General features: G+C 75.7%; 9 protein-coding genes. All 9 read right to left on the bottom strand.

The features are described 5' to 3' along the window. Window positions 1–2 precede the first annotated feature (2 nt). Window positions 3–3,527, bottom strand: a complete 3,525-nt coding sequence (locus tag ACFOW4_RS04335; protein WP_377524644.1) for an amino acid adenylation domain-containing protein — start codon at window positions 3,525–3,527, stop codon at window positions 3–5. Further along, window positions 3,524–5,833 carry a lantibiotic dehydratase gene (locus tag ACFOW4_RS04330; protein ID WP_377524641.1) on the bottom strand — a complete coding sequence of 770 codons (2,310 nt, stop codon included), beginning with the start codon at window positions 5,831–5,833 and terminating at the stop codon, window positions 3,524–3,526. The genes ACFOW4_RS04335 and ACFOW4_RS04330 overlap by 4 nt, the downstream gene beginning before the upstream one ends. After that, window positions 5,830–9,006: a thioesterase domain-containing protein gene (locus ACFOW4_RS04325; protein WP_377524639.1), complete on the bottom strand. Its 3,177-nt coding sequence runs from the start codon at window positions 9,004–9,006 to the stop codon at window positions 5,830–5,832. The genes ACFOW4_RS04330 and ACFOW4_RS04325 overlap by 4 nt, the downstream gene beginning before the upstream one ends. Continuing rightward, window positions 9,003–12,503 carry an AMP-binding protein gene (locus ACFOW4_RS04320; RefSeq protein ID WP_377524636.1) on the bottom strand — a complete coding sequence of 1,167 codons (3,501 nt, stop codon included), beginning with the start codon at window positions 12,501–12,503 and terminating at the stop codon, window positions 9,003–9,005. The genes ACFOW4_RS04325 and ACFOW4_RS04320 overlap by 4 nt, the downstream gene beginning before the upstream one ends. A 319-nt stretch (window positions 12,504–12,822) precedes the next feature. After that, window positions 12,823–13,281, bottom strand: a complete 459-nt coding sequence (locus ACFOW4_RS04315; protein ID WP_377524634.1) for a DUF2267 domain-containing protein — start codon at window positions 13,279–13,281, stop codon at window positions 12,823–12,825. Window positions 13,282–13,434: 153 nt separating this feature from the next. Then, the gene (locus tag ACFOW4_RS04310) at window positions 13,435–13,833 is read right to left on the bottom strand and encodes an NUDIX domain-containing protein (RefSeq protein ID WP_377524631.1); all 399 of its coding nucleotides are present in this window, start codon (window positions 13,831–13,833) and stop codon (window positions 13,435–13,437) included. Between the two features lie 70 nt (window positions 13,834–13,903). Then, on the bottom strand, window positions 13,904–15,274 hold the full coding sequence (locus ACFOW4_RS04305; protein WP_377524629.1) for a hypothetical protein: 1,371 nt from the start codon (window positions 15,272–15,274) through the stop codon (window positions 13,904–13,906). Then, the gene (locus tag ACFOW4_RS04300) at window positions 15,271–16,092 is read right to left on the bottom strand and encodes a TIM barrel protein (protein ID WP_377524626.1); all 822 of its coding nucleotides are present in this window, start codon (window positions 16,090–16,092) and stop codon (window positions 15,271–15,273) included. The genes ACFOW4_RS04305 and ACFOW4_RS04300 overlap by 4 nt, the downstream gene beginning before the upstream one ends. Then, window positions 16,092–17,129 carry a zinc-binding alcohol dehydrogenase gene (locus ACFOW4_RS04295; RefSeq protein WP_377524623.1) on the bottom strand — a complete coding sequence of 346 codons (1,038 nt, stop codon included), beginning with the start codon at window positions 17,127–17,129 and terminating at the stop codon, window positions 16,092–16,094. The genes ACFOW4_RS04300 and ACFOW4_RS04295 overlap by 1 nt, the downstream gene beginning before the upstream one ends. Window positions 17,130–17,168 lie beyond the last annotated feature (39 nt).

Here is a 17,168-nt window from a genome sequence, read left to right as displayed (position 1 = left end):
CGTCACGCGGTGCCGCCGGGGCGGCGGGGAGGGATACGGCGGGTACGGCCACGGCGGGCGGCGGCCCGCAGCGCGGCCCGGGCCAGCTCCGGCCGGTCGGCGGCGCCGTCCAGGCTGGCGGCGAGGGCCCGGACGGTGGGGTGGCGGAACAGGTCGAGCATCCGGATCGAGCGGCCGGTGGCGGAGGTGAGTCGGGCGTGCACGGCGGCGAGGGCCAGCGAGTGGCCGCCGATGTCGAAGAAGTTGTCGGTCACGCCGACCCGGTCGCGTTCCAGGACCTCCCGCCAGATCCCGGCGATCAGCTCCTCGGTCTCGGTGAGCCCGTCCGGCCCGGCGGGCAGCAGACCCGGCGGGGAGCCGGCGGCCTCCGCTCCGGCCACGGTCATCGCGCCCAGCTGCGGCACCCGAACGGTGGGCCGGGGCAGCTCCGCGGCGACCGTACGGGCCGGCGCGTGCGGCGCGGCGGCCAGCGCGCCCACCAGCTCCGCCAGGTCGGCGAGCAGGTCCTCGATGCGGGCGGCGTCGAACAGGTCCGGGTTGTAGACCACCTCCACCACGGCCCGGTCGTCGCGCTCGACCACGTAGACGGTGACGTCGAACGGTGAGCCCGGCTTCGGCACCGGCACCGCCTCGGCGTCCAACCCGGCCAGGTTCAGCCGGGGCGGCGCGAAGTTGAGCACGTTGAACAGCACCTGCACCAGCGGCGCCCGGGCGGTGTCCCGGCCGACGCCCAGCGCCTCGACGATGCGTTCCAGCGGCGCGCCGGGGTGGGCGGTGGCCTCGTGCAGCTCGCCGGCGCACCGGTCGACCAGCTCGGCGAAGCTCGCCCCGCCGGTACGCACCCGCACCGGCACGGTGTCGATGAAGAAGCCGATCACGTCGTCGAACGCGGCCAGCCTCCGGTCGGCGACGATCGCACCGAGCACGTGGTCGTCGCCGCCGGTGAGCCGGGAGATCAGCTCACCGAAGGCGGCCAGCAGCACCGCGGCCACGGTCGTGCCGCGCCGCTCGGCCAGCTCCCGCACCGCCCGGTCGGTCCGCGGGGACAGCCGGACGGCCGCCTCCGCGCCGGCGTAGGTCTGCACCGCCGGGCGGGGCCGGTCGCGGGGCAGCTCCAGCACGGTCGGCGCGCCGCTGAGGTGCTCCGTCCACCAGGCCAGGTCGGCCTCGCCCCGGCGCCGGTCCCGCTCGGCCCGCCAGACCGCGTAGTCGGCGTACCGGGCGGGCAGCTCCGGCAGCGCGGGCGCCGCGCCCACGACGGCGCGGGCGTACCCGGTGGCCAGGTCGTCGTAGCAGACCCGCTCGGACCAGCCGTCGAAGACCGCGTGGTGCCAGGTCACGGCCAGCACGTGCTCGTCCGGGCCGAGCCGGTAGACGGTCACCTGCCAGGGCGGCCCGGTGGCCAGGTCGAAGGGGTGCGCGGCGCCGGCGGCGAGCATCCGGGTCAGCTCGGCCTCGGAGTCGGCACTGTCGGTCAGGTCGACCACCGGCACCGCCACGTCGGTGGGTTCCGCGCAGACCGCGTACGGCACGCCGCCGGTCTGCGGGATGCGCCAGCGCAGCACGTCGTGCCGAACGGCCACGGCCCGCAGCGCGGCGCCCAGCGCGGCGGTGTCCAGCGGGCCGCGCAGCCGGTGCGCCACCGCGATGTTGTACGGCGCGCTGGACGGCGCGAGCTGGTCGACGAACCAGAGCCGGCGCTGCGGCGGGGAGAGGGTGGGCGGGTTGCCGGTGCTGAGCCCGTCGTCGGCGCTCGGCGCGGCGGCGACCTGTTCGACCAGGCGGCCGAAGCCGCGCAGCGCGAACACGTCCCGGGTGTCCACCTGCCGGCCCAGCTCGGCGCGGAGCGCGGCGACCAGCCGCATCGCCGCGATGGAGTTGCCGCCGGCGGCGAGGAAATCGGTGTCCGGGCCGGGCGGCGTGCCCAGCAGCCGGGTCCAGATCCCGGCCACGGCCACCGCGACCGGGTCACCGGCCAGCTCGGCGGCGGCGACGGCCGGTTCGGGGGCGGCGAGGGCGGCGACGGCCAGCTCGCGCAGCGCCGGCCGGTCCAGCTTGCCGGTGGTCGGGCTCACCGGCAGTGCGGCGCGGCGCAGCACCCGGGCCGGCAGCATCGCGGCGGTCAGCCGGTCCCCGGCGTACGCGCGCAGCCGGTCGTCGTCCGGCGCGTCGGCGGGAGTGAGGAACGCGACCAGCTCGGTGCCGGCCGGCCCGGACACCGCCTCGACGGCCACCGAGGTGACTCCGGGCAGTTCGGCCAGCACCGCCTCCACCTCGCCCAGTTCGATCCGCTGCCCGCGGATCTTGACCTGCCGGTCGGCCCGGCCCAGGTAGACGATCCGCCCGTCCGGGTCGTGGCGGACCAGGTCGCCGGTGCGGTACAGCCGCTCACCGGGCAGCGCGGAGAACGGGTCCGGGACGAAACGCTCGGCGGTCAGCGCCGGCCGGCCCAGGTAGCCGTCGGCCAGCCCGGGGCCGCCGATCAGCAGCTCACCGGTCTCGCCCACCGGCACCGGGTCCAGCGCGGCGTCCACCACGTACGCCCGGTGGTTCGGCAGCGGCCGGCCGATCGGCACCGGATCGGTCTCGGTGGCGCTCAACGGGCCGCTGAGGGCCAGGACCGTGGTCTCCGTCGGCCCGTAGCCGTTGAGGAAGCGCCGGCCCGGCGCCCACCGGGCGGCCAGCGCGGCCGGCACCGGCTCACCACCGCAGAGCACCGTGCGCCAGCCGGGCAGCTCCACCGGGTCGAGCATGGCCAGCACCGTGGGGGTGATGAAGCCCCAGTTGACCTCGTGCGCGGCGATGAACCGGGCCAGCCGTACCGGGTCGGCGCGGTCCTCGGCGCCGAGCAGCTGCACCGTGCCGCCGAGCAGCAGCGGTACGAACAGGTCCATGGTGGCTGCGTCGAAGCCCAGCGAGGCGATGCCGAGGCTGCGCACGTCGGGGCCCGCGCCGCTGAGCGCCACCACGCCGGTGGCGAATTCGACCAGGTTGCGGTGGGTGGTGAGCACTCCCTTGGGCCGGCCGGTGGAGCCGGAGGTGAACAGCACGTACGCCGGGTCGCCCGGGCGGGCCGGGCACGGCGCGAGGGGAGCCGGCCCGGGCAGGCCGATCGCCTCGATGCCGGACGCGTCGCCGAACTCGGCCTCCGCGGCGTCGCCGATCACCAGGGACAGGTCCGCGTCGGCGGCGATCCCGCGCAGCCGTCGACGCGGGCCGCCCGGCTCCAGCGGCACGTAGCAGCCACCGGCGAGCAGCACACCGAGCACGGTCGCCACCAGTTCGGGCCGGCGGGCGCCGCACACACCCACCCGGGTCTGTCGGCCGACGCCCCGCTCGCGCAGTGCGGCGGCCACCCCGGCGGCCCGGGCCAGCAGCTCGGCGTAGCTGAGCCGGCTGTCCCACTGGCGCACCGCCACCGCGTCCGGGGTGCGAGCGGCCTGCGCGACGACCAGATCGGCGAGCGTCACGTCCGGCCAGGGCAGGGACTCCCCCCGTACCGCGCTCATGGACAGGATGTCGGTCACCGCTGCTCCCCCGGGTAGCTCGTCGGATCGGTGATCTGCAAGCGCAGCTCGCTGACGTAGGCGCGCCCGGCCGCGTCGGTCACCCAGCTGTCGGCCGGCGCGGGCAGCAGCTCGGTGACCACTACCGCGACGTCCGGTCCGGTCCGGGCGGCGGCGTCGACCATCGCGCAGAGCGACTGGGCGTACAGCGGGCCGGTCAGGTCGACGTAGCAGGGCTTGACCTCGGTGCCGACCTTCACGAAGACCCGCTCCGGCAGGCCGAGTCGGGCCCGCCACCGGCGTACCGCGAGGAACCGCTCGCCCTCACCGGTCACCCCGGCCAGCCCGCTCCGCCCGACCGTGGTCCGCCATGTCCTGCGGGCCACGACCAGCCGGTCGATGGTGATCCGCGGCGTGTGCGGCGCCGGGTGGAGCAGCTTGAAGCTGTCCAGCAGCAGCGAACCGAGCAGGTTGGCGAAGACCTCCATCAGCGGCCACCGGCTGCCGTCGGGCAGCACGGCCGCGAGCCGGTCGCCGTCGGGCACCACCCGCACATCGGTCGCCGGCACCAGGCGGTCGACCTCCGCGCCCCGGGCGGTGTCGATGCCGAGCTGCCGGTCCGCCGGGCCGGTGAGGCCGTACGTGGTGCGGGTGGTCACCCGGGGAAAGCCCTCCGGGTAGAGCACCCGGACCCGGGCCGGGCCGAGGTCGGCGTCCAGCCCGGCGCGCAGTGCCGCCGGGTCGGGGTGGAACGGGACGAAGACGGCGCTGTCGAAGGTGGCGGTCGCCGGGTGCATCTCGCCGAGCACCAGCAGGAACTCACCCCGGTTCAACGCGTCCAGGTCGGCGGCGCTGACCTGCACGTCCGGGCTGTGGATCCGGGCCGAGGGCCAGCCGGGCGCGTCGGCCGTGAAGATCCGGCGCACCCGCTCGGCCAGCTCCGCGCTGCGCAATCGCAGCTCCGGCTGCCCGGGTGGCAGCGCGGCCAGGTCGAACAGCTCCGCCCACCGGGCGGTGAAGCCGGCGCCCGCCACGGCCAGCGGACCGTCCGGGGCCATCAGCAGCCCCTGGGCCAGTGACCAGATGTCGGCGAGCCGCACCGGAGGGTCGCCACGCAGCTCCTCGTACAGCTCGGCGAGGATCCGCTCGCAGGCGGCGCCGACCTCGGCGGTCAGCCAGCGGGCCGCCTGGAGCACCACGGCCAGCGGGGCGGCGAGCGCGTCGAGCACCGTGGCGCCCACCGCGAGGGTTAGGTCGCGGGCGGTGTCCTCGTACGCCACCGTGCGGCCGACGTACATCTGCCCGGCCTGCCGCGTCGCCGGCCGGTCGGTGACGGCGGTGAACTCGGCATCCAGCGCGGCGAGGGCGGCACGCAGCCGGCCCGGGTCGCCGGCCGCCGCGGCGACCTCGTCGCAGGCCGCGCAGAGCCGGTCGAAGCCGGCGGCCACCTCGGCGCGCAGCCCGGGGTCGCCGATCGCGGCCAGCCGCTCCCGGAGCACCTGCTCGGCCCGGGGGCTGATCGGCAGGCCGGCGTCCCAGGTCAGCAGCCCCCGCTCGACCAGCCGGTCGAGCAGCAGGAACCCGTCGGCGTCGGTCCGCAGCCCGGCGTCGGCGTCGGCGCGCAGCCGCTCGACCACCTGCCGGGCCGGGGTACGCCCGTCGCAGCCCGCCAGCAGCCGCGCCTCCACCACCGACAGCTCCACCGGCGGGTGCAGGGGCCGGTGCAACCACCGGCCCGACACGCTCAGTTGCGGCGGCAGCGCCGGTGCCCACCAGCGACGCACGGCCGGGTCGTCGGCCAGCCGGTCGGCGTACGCGATCAGCGCCCACGCCTCGAAGTGGACCTCGCGCCGGGACACCAGCTCCGGTCCCGGCCACAGTCGCGTGCGCGGGTCGGCGGGGTCGAACGTGCCCCAGCAGACCGGGCCGAAGAAGCCGATCGTCTCGGCCTTGCCGCAGTAGCGCTGCCAGTAGCGCAGCAGGCTCAGCTCACGCTTGCGCCGCCGCACGTTGCGCACCACCGGGTCGGTGCGCAGCAGGCCGTCCAGGGCGATCAGCATCTCCGGGTTCTGCCAGGTCACCGCCTCGCGCAGCAGCGGGTCGGCGGCGATCCGCCCGGCGGTGGCCGAGGAGTCGGCCAGCGCCACGGCCAACGCCTTGTCGAACACGTCGGCGCCGACGTCACCGGCCAGCAGCGCGTCCGCCGCGTCGGCGGCGTCCGGCGCGGCGAAGGCATCCAGCCCGGCAGCCGGGAAACCGGCGGTACGCAGGACCAGGTGGCGCCACACCGACCAGCCGGTGTCGCCCAACGGCAGCAGGTGGCTCATCGGGCCCCCTCGGACTCGTCGGCGTCCACGATGTGCAGTCGCAGCTCGCTGAAGTAGCGCCGGCCGGCGGCGTCGGGCACCCACGCGTCGTCCGGGGTGGGCAGCATCTCGCTGACCACCAGGGTCGCGCCGTCGCCGCCGTCGTGACGGGCCGCACGGACCATCGCGCAGAGCATGTTGGCGAAGGCGGGGCTGCTCAGGTCGACGAAGCACGGCTTCGTCTCGGTGCCCAGCTTGAGGTACACCCGCTCCGGCAGGCCGAGCCGTCGTCGCCACTCACGTACGGCCAGGAAGCGGGCCCGCTCCCCGGTTACCGTGCCCAGGCCGCACTCCCCGACCGTGGTACGCCAGGTCTGCCGGGCCACCACCAGCTTGTCCAGCGTGATCCGGGGCGTGTACGGGGCGGCGGCGACCAGCTTGAAGCCGTCCACCGCGTGCGCGCTGAGCAGCCCGGCGCAGACCTCGGTCAGCGACCAGCGCTGCCCGTCGGCGGCGGTCACCACCAGCCGGCCGGCCTCGTCGTGCACGGTCAGCGCCACGGTGGGCAGCACCCGGCCGGGGTCGGCGTTGGGTGCCGCCGCGAAGGCCAACTGCCGGTCGGTCGGGCCGATCAGCGCCTCGGCGACCCGGCTGGTGCGGCGCGGCCAGTCGGTGGGGAAGAGCAGCCGGATCCGGCGCGGGCCGAGGTCGGCCTCCAGCGCGGCGCGCAGCCGCTCCACGTTGGGGTGGGACGGGGTGAACACCTGGCAGTCGAACGACGGCCAGGCGGCGTGCAGCTCGCCGAGCACCACGGTGTACTCGCCGCGGGCCAGCGCCGCCGCGTCCGCCGCGCAGATCTGCAGGTCGGGGCTGTGCAGCCGGGCGTTCGACCAGTCCGTCCGCACGGCTGGGAACGCCTCGTCGACCCGGGCGGCCAGGTCCGCCACGTCGAGGCGTACCTCGGCGGTGCCCGGGGGCTGCGCGTCCAGCCCGAACAGCCCGGCCCAGCGGGCGGCGAACTGCGTGGCGACCGCGTCCACCGGGCGGTCCCCGGTGCCCCAGAACAGGCCCTGCACCAGGAACCACAGGTCCGACAGGGCGACCGGGGCGTCGCCGGCCTCGGCGCGCAGCTCCTCGTACAGCTCCCGGAACACCGCCGCGTACGCCTCCTCGAGCGCCACGGCCAGCCAACGGGCGGCCCGCAGCAGCACGGCCAGCGGCGCGGCGATCCCGTCCAGCAGCGGCGCGCCGAAGACCACGTCCAGGTCCCGGCTGGTGTCCTCGTAGCAGAGGGTCCGGCCGGCGTACATCTGCCCGGCCCGGCGCTGCGGGGGCTGCCCGGTCAGGTCGGTGAACGTCTCGTCCAGCGCGTCGAGGGCCACCCGCAGCCGCTCCGGATTCCCGGCGGCAGCCGCCACGGCGTCCCGGGCGGCGCGGAGCCGGTCGAAGCCGGCCTGGGCGGCGGCGCGAGCCGGGCCGTCGCCGATCGCCGCGATCCGCTGCCGCAGCACCTCCTCGGCGGCGGGGCTGACCGGCAGCGCGGCGTCCCAGGTGACCAGCTCCCGCTGCACCAGCCGATCCAGTAGCGCGTACCCGTCCTCCGGCCGGCGCAGCCCGACACCCGGGTCGGCCACCAGGTCGCGGGCCGGCCGGCGGCCGTCGGCGAGGGCGAGCAGCGCCGCCTCGACCGGCGACAGCGATACCGGCGGCCGGCCTGGCCGGCGCACCTCCCGGCCGGCGAGGCTCAGGTGGGGGGCGAGCCGGGGCGCCCACCACTGGCGCACCGCCAGGTCCCGACCGATCCGCTCCGCGTACGCGGTCAGCGCCCACGACTCGAACCACACCCAGCGGCGACGGGTCAGCGTGGCACCGGGGCGTACCCGCGCCGCCACCGGCGACTCGGGGTCGATGGTGACCCAGCAGCTCGGCCCGAAGAAGCCGACGGTCTCGTTCTTGCCGCAGTACCGCTGCCAGTACTTGAGCAGGGCGCGTTCCCGGTCCCGGCAGCGCACGTTGCGGGTGGCGCCGCCGCGGACCAGCCCGTCCAGGGCGACCAGCACGCCCCGGTTCTGCCAGGTGACGGCCTCGCGCAGCAGTGGATCGGCGGCCAGCTCGGTCAGCCGCTGGCCGGCGGTGGTGACCGCCTCGGCGAACTCCTTGTCGAACAGGTCGACGCCGGCGCCGGTGGCCAGCAGCTCGTCGGCCGCGGCGGCGGCCTGTGGGGCGGCGAGCATGGTCAACCCGTCGGCGGGGAACCCGGTGCTGCGCAGGATGGCGTCGCGCCACACCGACCAGCCGGTGTCACCCAGCGGCACCCGGTGCCCGTCCGCCGCGGCGCGGCCGGCGGTCCGCGCGGCGACCGACGCCGCGCCGCCCGCCGGGCCGGCCACGAGCGTCGCGGTCGGGTTTTCGTCGGTATCCGCGGCGGCCGGTTCCCGGTCGAGCGCGGTGCGCAGGTCGACGTCGAGCGCGGCGGTCAGGTCGGCGCGGATGACGGCGGCCAGCTCGGGCAGCGCGTCGTGCAGGAAGAAGTGGCCGCCGTCCAGCTCGTGCAGGGTGAAGCCGGCGGCGGTGTGCACCCGCCAGGCGGCGCTCTGCTCGTGGGTCACCGCCCGGTCGGACCGGCCGCTGAACGCCACGATCGGCACCGGCAGCGGCTCGCCGGACTCGTAGCGGTAGCCGTCCACCCGATCGAAGTCGGCGCGCAGCAGCGGCATCAGCAGCTCGACCAGCTCGGGGTGCTCCAGCAGCCCGGCGGGGAGCCCGCCGCCGGCCGCGAGCCGGCGCAGCAGCTCGGCGTCGTCCACCCGGGACAGCCCGTCGAAGACGCTGGGCGCGCTGACATGCGGGGCGCGGGCGCCGCCGACGTAGAGCCGCAGCGGCAGCGGCAGCCCGCCCCGGCGCAGCTCGCGGACCACCTCGAAGCCGACCCGGCCGCCCATCGAGTGGCCGTAGATGGCGTACGGCCGATCGGCTCGCTCGGCGATGGCGCGGGCCACGTCGGCCACCCGGAACCGCGGGTCCTCGCTGATCCGGTTCTCGCGGCCGGGCAGCTGCACCGGCAGCACCTCTACGCCCGGGCCGATCCGGTCCGGCCAGTGCCGGAAAGCGCTGGCGCCGGCACCGGCATAGGGCAGGCAGAACAACTGCACCGGTGCCGGGTCGCGGCTGCCAGCGGAGATGAACCAGTTCACCGCATGCCTTTCTGAGGGGGGTCGATCCAGTACCGCTGCCGCTGGAAGGGGTAGGTGGGCAGCGAGGTACGCCGGACGGCGCCGGCGGGATGCAGCGTCGTGAGGTCCACGTCCCGGCCGCTCACCCAGGCGGTGGCCAGGTCCCGCAGCGGCCCGGGCGGGCCGGCGACCCGGGCGTCGGTGGCCAGCAGTTCGTCGAGCGCGGCGAGCGCTCCGGCCGGGTCGCTGGCGACCACGGCGGCCCGGTAGCGGAACGCGCGCCGACCCAGCGCCAGCGTCGCGGCGGCCTCGACCAGCGCCGGCGCGGTGCCGGCGAGGTGCCGCCGCAACCGGGTCAGTGCCGCCCGCAGCGCCACCGGGGTACGCGCCGACACCGGCAGCAGCTGCGCTCCCGCGGGTGGCGGGTCCACCGGGTCGGCCGGCGGGGCCTGCTCCACCACGACGTGCGCGTTGGTGCCGCCCAGCCCGAACGAGCTGACCCCGGCGACCCGGCGCGGCGCGTCCGGCCAGTCCCGCACCTTGGTCGGCACGTAGAACGGGCCGGCGGCCAGGTCGATCTCCGGATGCGCTCGGGTGAAGTGCAGGTTCGGTGGGATGACGCCGTGCTGCACGGCGAGCACCGCCTTGATCAGCCCGGCGATGCCGGCGGCGGCGTCCAGGTGGCCGATGGCGGTCTTCACCGAGCCGAGCGCACAGGTCTCGGCGGGGGCCGCGCCCTGGTAGACCTCGTGCAGCGCGGCGACCTCGATGGCGTCGCCCAGCGGCGTGCCGCTGCCGTGCGCCTCGATGAAGCGGACCTCGCCGGGGGCGACCTCGGCGGCGGCGAGCGCACCGGCCACGGCGGCGGCCTGGCCGGCGGGCCCGGGGACGGCGTAGCCGGCGCGGTCCGCGCCGTCGTTGGTGACCGCCCAGCCGGGCAGGATCGCGTAGACCCGGTCGCCGTCGGCCCGCGCGTCGGCGAGCCGGCGCAGCGCCACCACCCCGACGCCGGAGCCGAAGCCCGCCCCCTCGGCGGCCTCGTCGAAGGCCCGGCAGCGGCCGTCCGGCGAGGCCATGCCGCCGGGGATGTGCCGGTGCCGGGGCCAGGTCACGCTCACCCCGCCGGCAAGCGCGATGTCGCACTGGTAGTCCGCGAGGCTCTGCGCGGCCAGGCAGACCGCAACCAGCGAGCTGGAGCAGGCGCTCTGCACGGCCACCGCCGGCCCGGTCAGCCCGAGCCGGTACGCCACCTGCCCGGGCAGGTGGTCGGCGAGTTGCCGGCCGACCAGCCGGGCCTCCCAGTCGTCCGGGTCGACGTCGCTGACCACGGCCGGGTTGTCCATCAGGTGGAAGAGGAAGTAGCGGTTGACCGAGGTGGCCGAGTAGACGCCGACCAGGCCGGGGAACCGGGCCGGGTCGTGTCCAGCGTCCTCCAGCGCCTCCCAGGCGGTCTCGAGGAAGAGCCGGTGCTGCGGGTCGGTGCGGGCCGCCTCCGCATCGCCGAAGGCGAAGAACTCGGCGTCGAAGTCGGCCACGCCGTCGAGCCGGCCGGTGGCCTTGACGTGCCGGGGGTCGGCGCGCAGCCCCGGCCCGACGCCGAGCGCGGCCAACTCCTCGTCGGTGTGGTCGTGGATCGCGTCCACGCCGGCGCACAGGTTCCACCAGTAGGTGGCCACGTCGACCGCCCCGGGGAACCGCCCGGCGAGACCGACCACGGCGATCTCGTCGCCGGTGTACTCGCGCAGCGCGTCGGCGTCGCCGCCGAACGCGACCGGAGCCGGCATCACGGCGGCCGGTGCCTCGGTGGTCGCCGCTCCGGCGGCGGGTGCCGGTGGGTCGACCAGTCGGGCCTGTGCGGCGATGGTCGGGTGGTCGAAGAGGCGCAGCAGGGGCAGCCGCACCGCGAAGCGCTCGCTCAGCCGCTGCTGCACCTGGCCGAGGAGCAGGGACTGCCCGCCGACGTCGAAGAAGCTGTCGGTGCGGCCCACCGCGTCCCGGCCGAGCACCGCGCACCAGATGTCGTGCACGATCCGTTCGGTCGGGGTGGCCGGCTCGGCGCCGGGGGGCACCGGGCGGGCCGGGTCGGGCAACGCCCGTTCGTCGATCTTGCCGGTGACGGTCAGCCGGAACTCGTCGACCGGCACCACGGCGCGGGGCAGCGCGTACTCGGGCAACTGCCGGGCCAGCGCGGCCCGCAGCGCCACCGGGTCCGGAGCGACCCCGCCGGTGCGGACGTACGCCAGCAGCTCGCCGTCGCGGGCGATCGCCCGTACGGCGGTGACGCCCGGCTCGGCGGCCAGCACCGCCTCGATCTCGGTCAGCTCGACCCGGAACCCGCGCACCTTGACCTGCCGGTCCAGCCGGCCGAGGCAGCGCAGCTCGCCGCCGGGCAGCAGCTCGCCCAGGTCGCCGGTGCGGTACGTCGGCACCCCGTCGGGGTCGACGCCGAAGCGGTCGCTGGCCCGGTCCAGGTAGCCGGGGGCGAGGTGCCGGCTGCGCACCACGATCTCGCCGTCCGGGGCCAACCGCAGCGCGTACCCGGGCAGGGCGGTGCCGATCGGCAGTGCACCGGTGGCCGACGGGTCCACGTCGGACAGCGGCAGGGCGTACCGGGCGGCAAAGGTCAGCTCGGTGGCGCCGTAGCCGTTGACCAGGACGCAGCCCGGGGCGAAATGCTCCCGCCCCCGCGCGGCGTCGGCCCAGGTGGCCTGTTCGCCGCCGAGCAGGACCACCCGGACGCGGTCCAGCCGCTCGACGCCCGGGGTGTCCAGCAGGAACCGGTAGACCGTCGGGGTGGAGTGGTAGACGGTGACCCCGTGCCGGGCCAACTGCTCGACGGCGTGCGCCAGCCCGTGCCGGCGCAGGTCGACCGGGACGACGGCGGCACCGGCGAGCAGCGCCGGGTATAGATCCGGGATGGCCGCGTCGAAGCTGAACGACGCGAGCAGGCTGAGCCGATCTGCGGGCCGCAGGCCCAGGGCGGCGATCTGGTTGTCCGCCACGTGCGCGAGGTTGCGGTGGGTCTGCCCGACCGCCTTGGGCCGGCCGGTCGAGCCGGAGGTGAACAGCACGTAGGCGAGCGCGTCCGGGTCCACCGGCACCGGCCGCAGCGGCGCCGGCCGGACGTCCACGGCCGGGACCACCCGCAGGCCCCGCCGCGCGGCGAGGCGACCGGCCAGGTCGGCGTGCTCGCCGCCGACGAGCAGGACGGTGACGTCGGCGCCGTCGAGCAGGTGGCGCAACCGTTGCTCCGGGAAGCCCGGGTCGAGCGGCACGTAGACACAGCCGGCGGCGAGTGTGCCGAGGATGGCGGCGATGGTGGCGGCGCCGTGCGTCGTGAGCAGGGCCACCCGGTCGCCGGGTCGGGCACCGGCCGCGGCCAGCAGCTCGGCGTACCCACCGGCCTGGCTGGCCAGGCCGGCGTAGTCGAGCGGGTCGGTGTCGCCGAGAACGGCGTGGCGGTCGGGACAGGCGGCGGCGACATCGCCGAAGCGATGGATCAGCGTCGGATATCTCATGTCAGGACGCGGACACCGCTCCACAACAGACGGAAGCGTAGGCATCGACAAACACGATCATGATCCCCCCCAGGACTTCACAATGGAGGAAGCATAAGTCTCGATACCCTTCGCGAATGATCATCGATTAGAGTCGACCCGAAGGGGCGATCGGGGGCTCGGACGAGGGACGATGAACATCGTCCGATCATCCCCCTGGCGCGACGCGGGATTTTCGCCTAAAGCACCTACCAGCAAGTATTTTTACGGCGTGTTAACGCTTGCGCGGGGGAATTTCCCGTCCGACACCACCACGTCGGTATGCCGACAACGCCCGGGTTCAGCCGCCGAACGACGGTGGGGGCACCGGCTCGATGCCACCGTTCGGGTCGCGCGGCAACCGCGTCACCATTTCCCGGAACTCGTCGACGGTGACCGCCTCGCGCAGGGTCGCGAACACCGCCCCGGTGCCGGTGCGGGCGGTCGCCGGGTCTACCCCGGCCCGCTCGCCAACCACGCGTAGGAACTCCGCCGGCCCGGCGGTGGCCGGTCGGCCCGCGCCGCCCAGTTCCGTGCCGCCCGGGTCCTCGCCGGCCGGGACCGTGCCGCCAGCCGCCTCGTCGGTCGGACCGGTGAGGTAGGCGCCCAGTTCGTCCGGCAACTGCCCAGCGGGATCGGCCGGCGTACCGGTCACCCGCTCAGCCATGGTCACCAGGACGGCGCGGGCGACGGCGTCAGCCTGCTCGGGAGGCAGACCGGAGCGCTGGGCCACCGCGTCGATGAAGCCGGAAAACCGCACGGGCCCTCCCTGTCGTCCGCCGGTCCCGCGCTTACCCGGGGCCGGCACCGACAAACGGCGCGGCCGGCCGGCGCCGCCCCATATCTGGGGCAGCTCGACAGGAACCAACGCGAGTGGGTGCGCCGGCACGCCCTGAGTCGGCCACCCGGACAGTCAGCGCAACAGGTCCGCGGCCCGCAGGTGGTCGAAGATCAGCTGGTCGACCGCGGAGGTACGGTGCCGGTCGGCGTACCTCAGCCAGGCCGTCTCGGCGATCTCGCTGGCCGGCCGCAGCTCGCCGCCGTACGCGGCGCGGTAGCAGGTCATCCGAACCGTCGTGCCGTCGCCGTGCCCGTGTGCCGGGGCGGCGAACGTGCCGACGTGCACGGCGGAGCGCACGTCCACCGCGACACTCAGCTCCTCGGCGATCTCGCGGCGCAGGGTGTCGAGGTCACTCTCCCCCGGCTCGCGCTTGCCGCCGGGCAGGTACCAGACGTCCTTGCCGTGGGACCGGGTGCTGAGCACCCGCCCGTCCTCGACGAGGATCCAGGCCACCTTGTCGATCTCTGCCACGCGCACCTCCGGGTCGGTCCCGGCCGTGACGCTACCGCGCCGACGCCGGCCGGCCCCGATCCGGAGATGCTCAGTCCTCGTCGGCGGTGGGGGCCTCGCCCAGCAGGTCGAGCAGGAGCGCGGCGGTCCAGCCGAACGCCGGTGAGCCGAGCCCGGCCCCGGTGTCCGGATGGAAGTACTCGTGGCAGCCGGCACCCGCCACGAGCTGGATCATCGACCGGCGCAGCCCACCGGCCAGCTCGGGGTACCCGTGCGCGAGCAGCCCCCGCCGCAGCAGCCAGGCGACGTTGAGCCAGCTCGGCCCGCGCCAGTAGCGCAGCGGCTCGAAGTCCGGCGCCGTCCGGTCGTGGCTGGGCAACGGCCGGTCCATCCGCCGGGCCACCCCGAAGCGTTCCGAGCACGCCTCGACGACCAGCCCCTCCACCTGCCGGGGCGGCAGGTCGGGCAGGATCAGCGGCATCAGCCCGAGCACGGTGCGGGCCGGAACCAGCCGGTCGGTACGCAGGTCACGGGGCTGGAAGGTGCCGGTGGCCGGGTCGTAGAGCCGGCGGAGCAGTGCCTCGGTGATCCGGGCCGCGCGGGCGCGGTGCGGCCCCGGGTCGGCACCGACCAGGGGCGCGATGCGGGCCAGCACGTGTTCGGCCGCGCCGAACGCGGCGTTGAACAGCGGGCACTCGACCAGGAACGGATGCCCGTCGGCCAGGTCGCGGTCGGCGTAGCCCCGGTCGCGGTAGGCGGCCACGATCGCCAGGTAGCGCGCGTAGTCGAGGTCGGTGGGGCGGTGCGCCACGTCGGCGTGCGCGGTGTCGTGCCGACGGTACGCCCGCATCACCGCCGCCTCGGCCGGCACCGCCGCCATCGGCTCGTCCCAGGCCGGGCTGTTGTCCAGCCCGGACTCCCACGGATGCACGATGCAGGCCAGCCCGTCGCCGGCCACGTCACGCCGGTCGGCCAGGTAGCGCTGCTGAGCGACCAGCGGCGGATAGAGCCGGCGCAGCGCGGCCAGCCCGGCCGGCCCCGGCGCCCGCCGGTACGCCAGCCAGGCGCCCAGCGCGTGCACCGGCGGCTGGACCAGGCCGGAGGTGGCGACGCCGGGTGCACCGTCGGCTCCCGCCGTACCCCAGAAGTCCGGCCCCGGGAAATACGCGCCGACGCGCAGCGCCGGGTTGAACACGATGTGCGGCACCCGGCCGTCGGCCCACTGCGCCCGGAACAGGCTGGCCAGTTCACGCCAGGCGCGCTCGGGCCGGGACCGGGCCAGCCCGACCGCGATGAACGCGGAGTCCCAGCTCCACTGGTGCGGGTAGAGGGTGCGCGACGGCACGGTGTGGTCGTGCTCCCAGTTGGCGTCCAGGGTGGCCATCGCCAGCCGGGCCAACCCGCTCGGGTCGGCGGTCGTGCCGGCGGGGATCGGCGTGGCGCCGGTCGTTCCGGCGGTCATGCCGCGGCCCGCCGGGGCAGCGCGTGCCGCAGCACGGTGGCGGCCTGTTGCAGGGCCCGGACCGGGTCACCGCGCAGCCGGCACTCCAGGGCCAGCCAGCCTCGGTAGTCCAGCTCCAACAGGGTCCGGACCAGCGCCGGCCAGTCCAGGTGCCCAGCGCCGGGCTGGTAGCGGTTGGAGTCGCTGACCTGGACGTGCCCGAGGTAGGGCGCCGCGGAGCGCAGCGCCCGGTGCACGTCGTCCTCCTCGATGTTCATGTGGAAGGTGTCGGCGACCACCCGTACCGAGGGCAGTCCGACGGCCGCACAGAGCGCGACGGCCTCGTCGAGCCGGTTGACCATGTGGTCCTCGTACCGGTTGAGCGGTTCCAGGAAGAGGGTGACCCCCTCGGCCCGGGCGTGTTCGCCCAGCTCGCCGAGGGCGTCGACGAGCACCCGCCGATCACCGGTCGGCGGGCGCGGCGGTTCGAACGGCGGCAGCCGCCGGGAGAACATGCCCCAGGCGGCCGGGGTCATCGCCCCGACGCCACCCAGCTCGGCGATCACCGAGAGCTGGGAGCGCAGGTTGCGTACCGCGTCGGCGGAGCGGCCGGGGTCGAAGTCGCCGATGAAGTGGTCCATCTCCACGCAGACGGTGGGCATCACCACCCCGGCGGCGCGGGCCCGGCGCAGCTCGGGCAGCCGGCGGGCGAACGCGAGGTCGCCGCGTCCGCGCAACTCGATGCCCTGGTAGCCGAGCGAGGTGGCGAGTGCGTACTTCTGGATCAGGTCGGTGCCCGGCAGGAGTTGTTCCTGGCAGGCCAGCGCGATGGTGGTCATTAGAACCTCAGCACCACTTGGAGGACGTCACCGGCGCCGCGGTCGAGCAGCGCGAGGGCGTCGGCGACGGCGCTGGCGTCGACGATGTGGCTGACCAGCGGCAGCGGATCGACGCCGCCCTCAGCCACCAACTCCATGAAGGTCTGTGCCACCCGGTCGCCGGTCCACCGCCCGGCCATGCTCGGCGCGGGTGTGGGCCCGGAGACCTGGGCGGCCACCAGTTGGATCCGGTTGTGGTGGAACTCCTCGCCAAGGCCGAGGCCGTCGGCCTGGCCCTGGTAGAAGCCGGCCGCCACGACGCGGCCGGCGTGGGCGGTGGAGCGGATCGCCTCGTGCAGCGCCGGGTAGGCCCCGGACAGCTCCAGGCAGACGTCGGCGCCCCGGCCACCGGTGCAACGGCGCAGCACGGCGGCGGCGGACTCGGCACCAGCGTCCACGGCGGACCGGGCGCCGTACCGGGCGGCGTGCTCCAGCCGGACGGGCACCCGGTCGACGGCCACCACCCGGGCCCCGGAGAGCACCGCCAGCCGGGTCGCGAGCAGCCCGATGACGCCCTGCCCGAAGACAGCGACCCAGTCGCCGAGGTGCAGGTCGCCAGCGAGCACGGCGGTGAGCGCGATGGCGCCGGGCCGGGCGAAGACCGCCGCGAGCGGGTCCATCCCGGGCGGCACGGGCCGTACCGCGTCGGCGGCCAGCACGGCCTCGGCGCGGTGGCCCCAGATGCCCCAGACCAGTTGGCCCGGGTGCCGGTCGCCGACCTCCGGCGACACCTCGACGACCTCGCCGACCTCCTCGTAGCCGAAGCCGATCAGCGGGTACGGCACCGGGGACTGGCGGGGGACGAACATCCGGGCGGCGTCGTCCCAGTCCTTGCTGAGCCGGGGGTTGCTGCCGCGGTAGAGGGTCAGCTCGGTGCCGGCCGAGATGCCCGAGTAGCAGGTGCGGACCCGGACCTGGCCGGTGCCCAGCGGATCGTGTGGGCAGGGCTCGAGGGTGATCCGTCGAGGCCCGGCGAGAGAGACAACCCAGTTGCCCATGAGTCACATCCCGGTAGCACTGGGTTCCAGGATAGGCAG

Origin of the sequence: Micromonospora sp. GCM10011542 (assembly GCF_042650685.1) — a bacterium.
GTDB lineage: Bacteria > Actinomycetota > Actinomycetes > Mycobacteriales > Micromonosporaceae > Micromonospora.
This window is presented reverse-complemented; position numbering and strand designations above follow the sequence as displayed.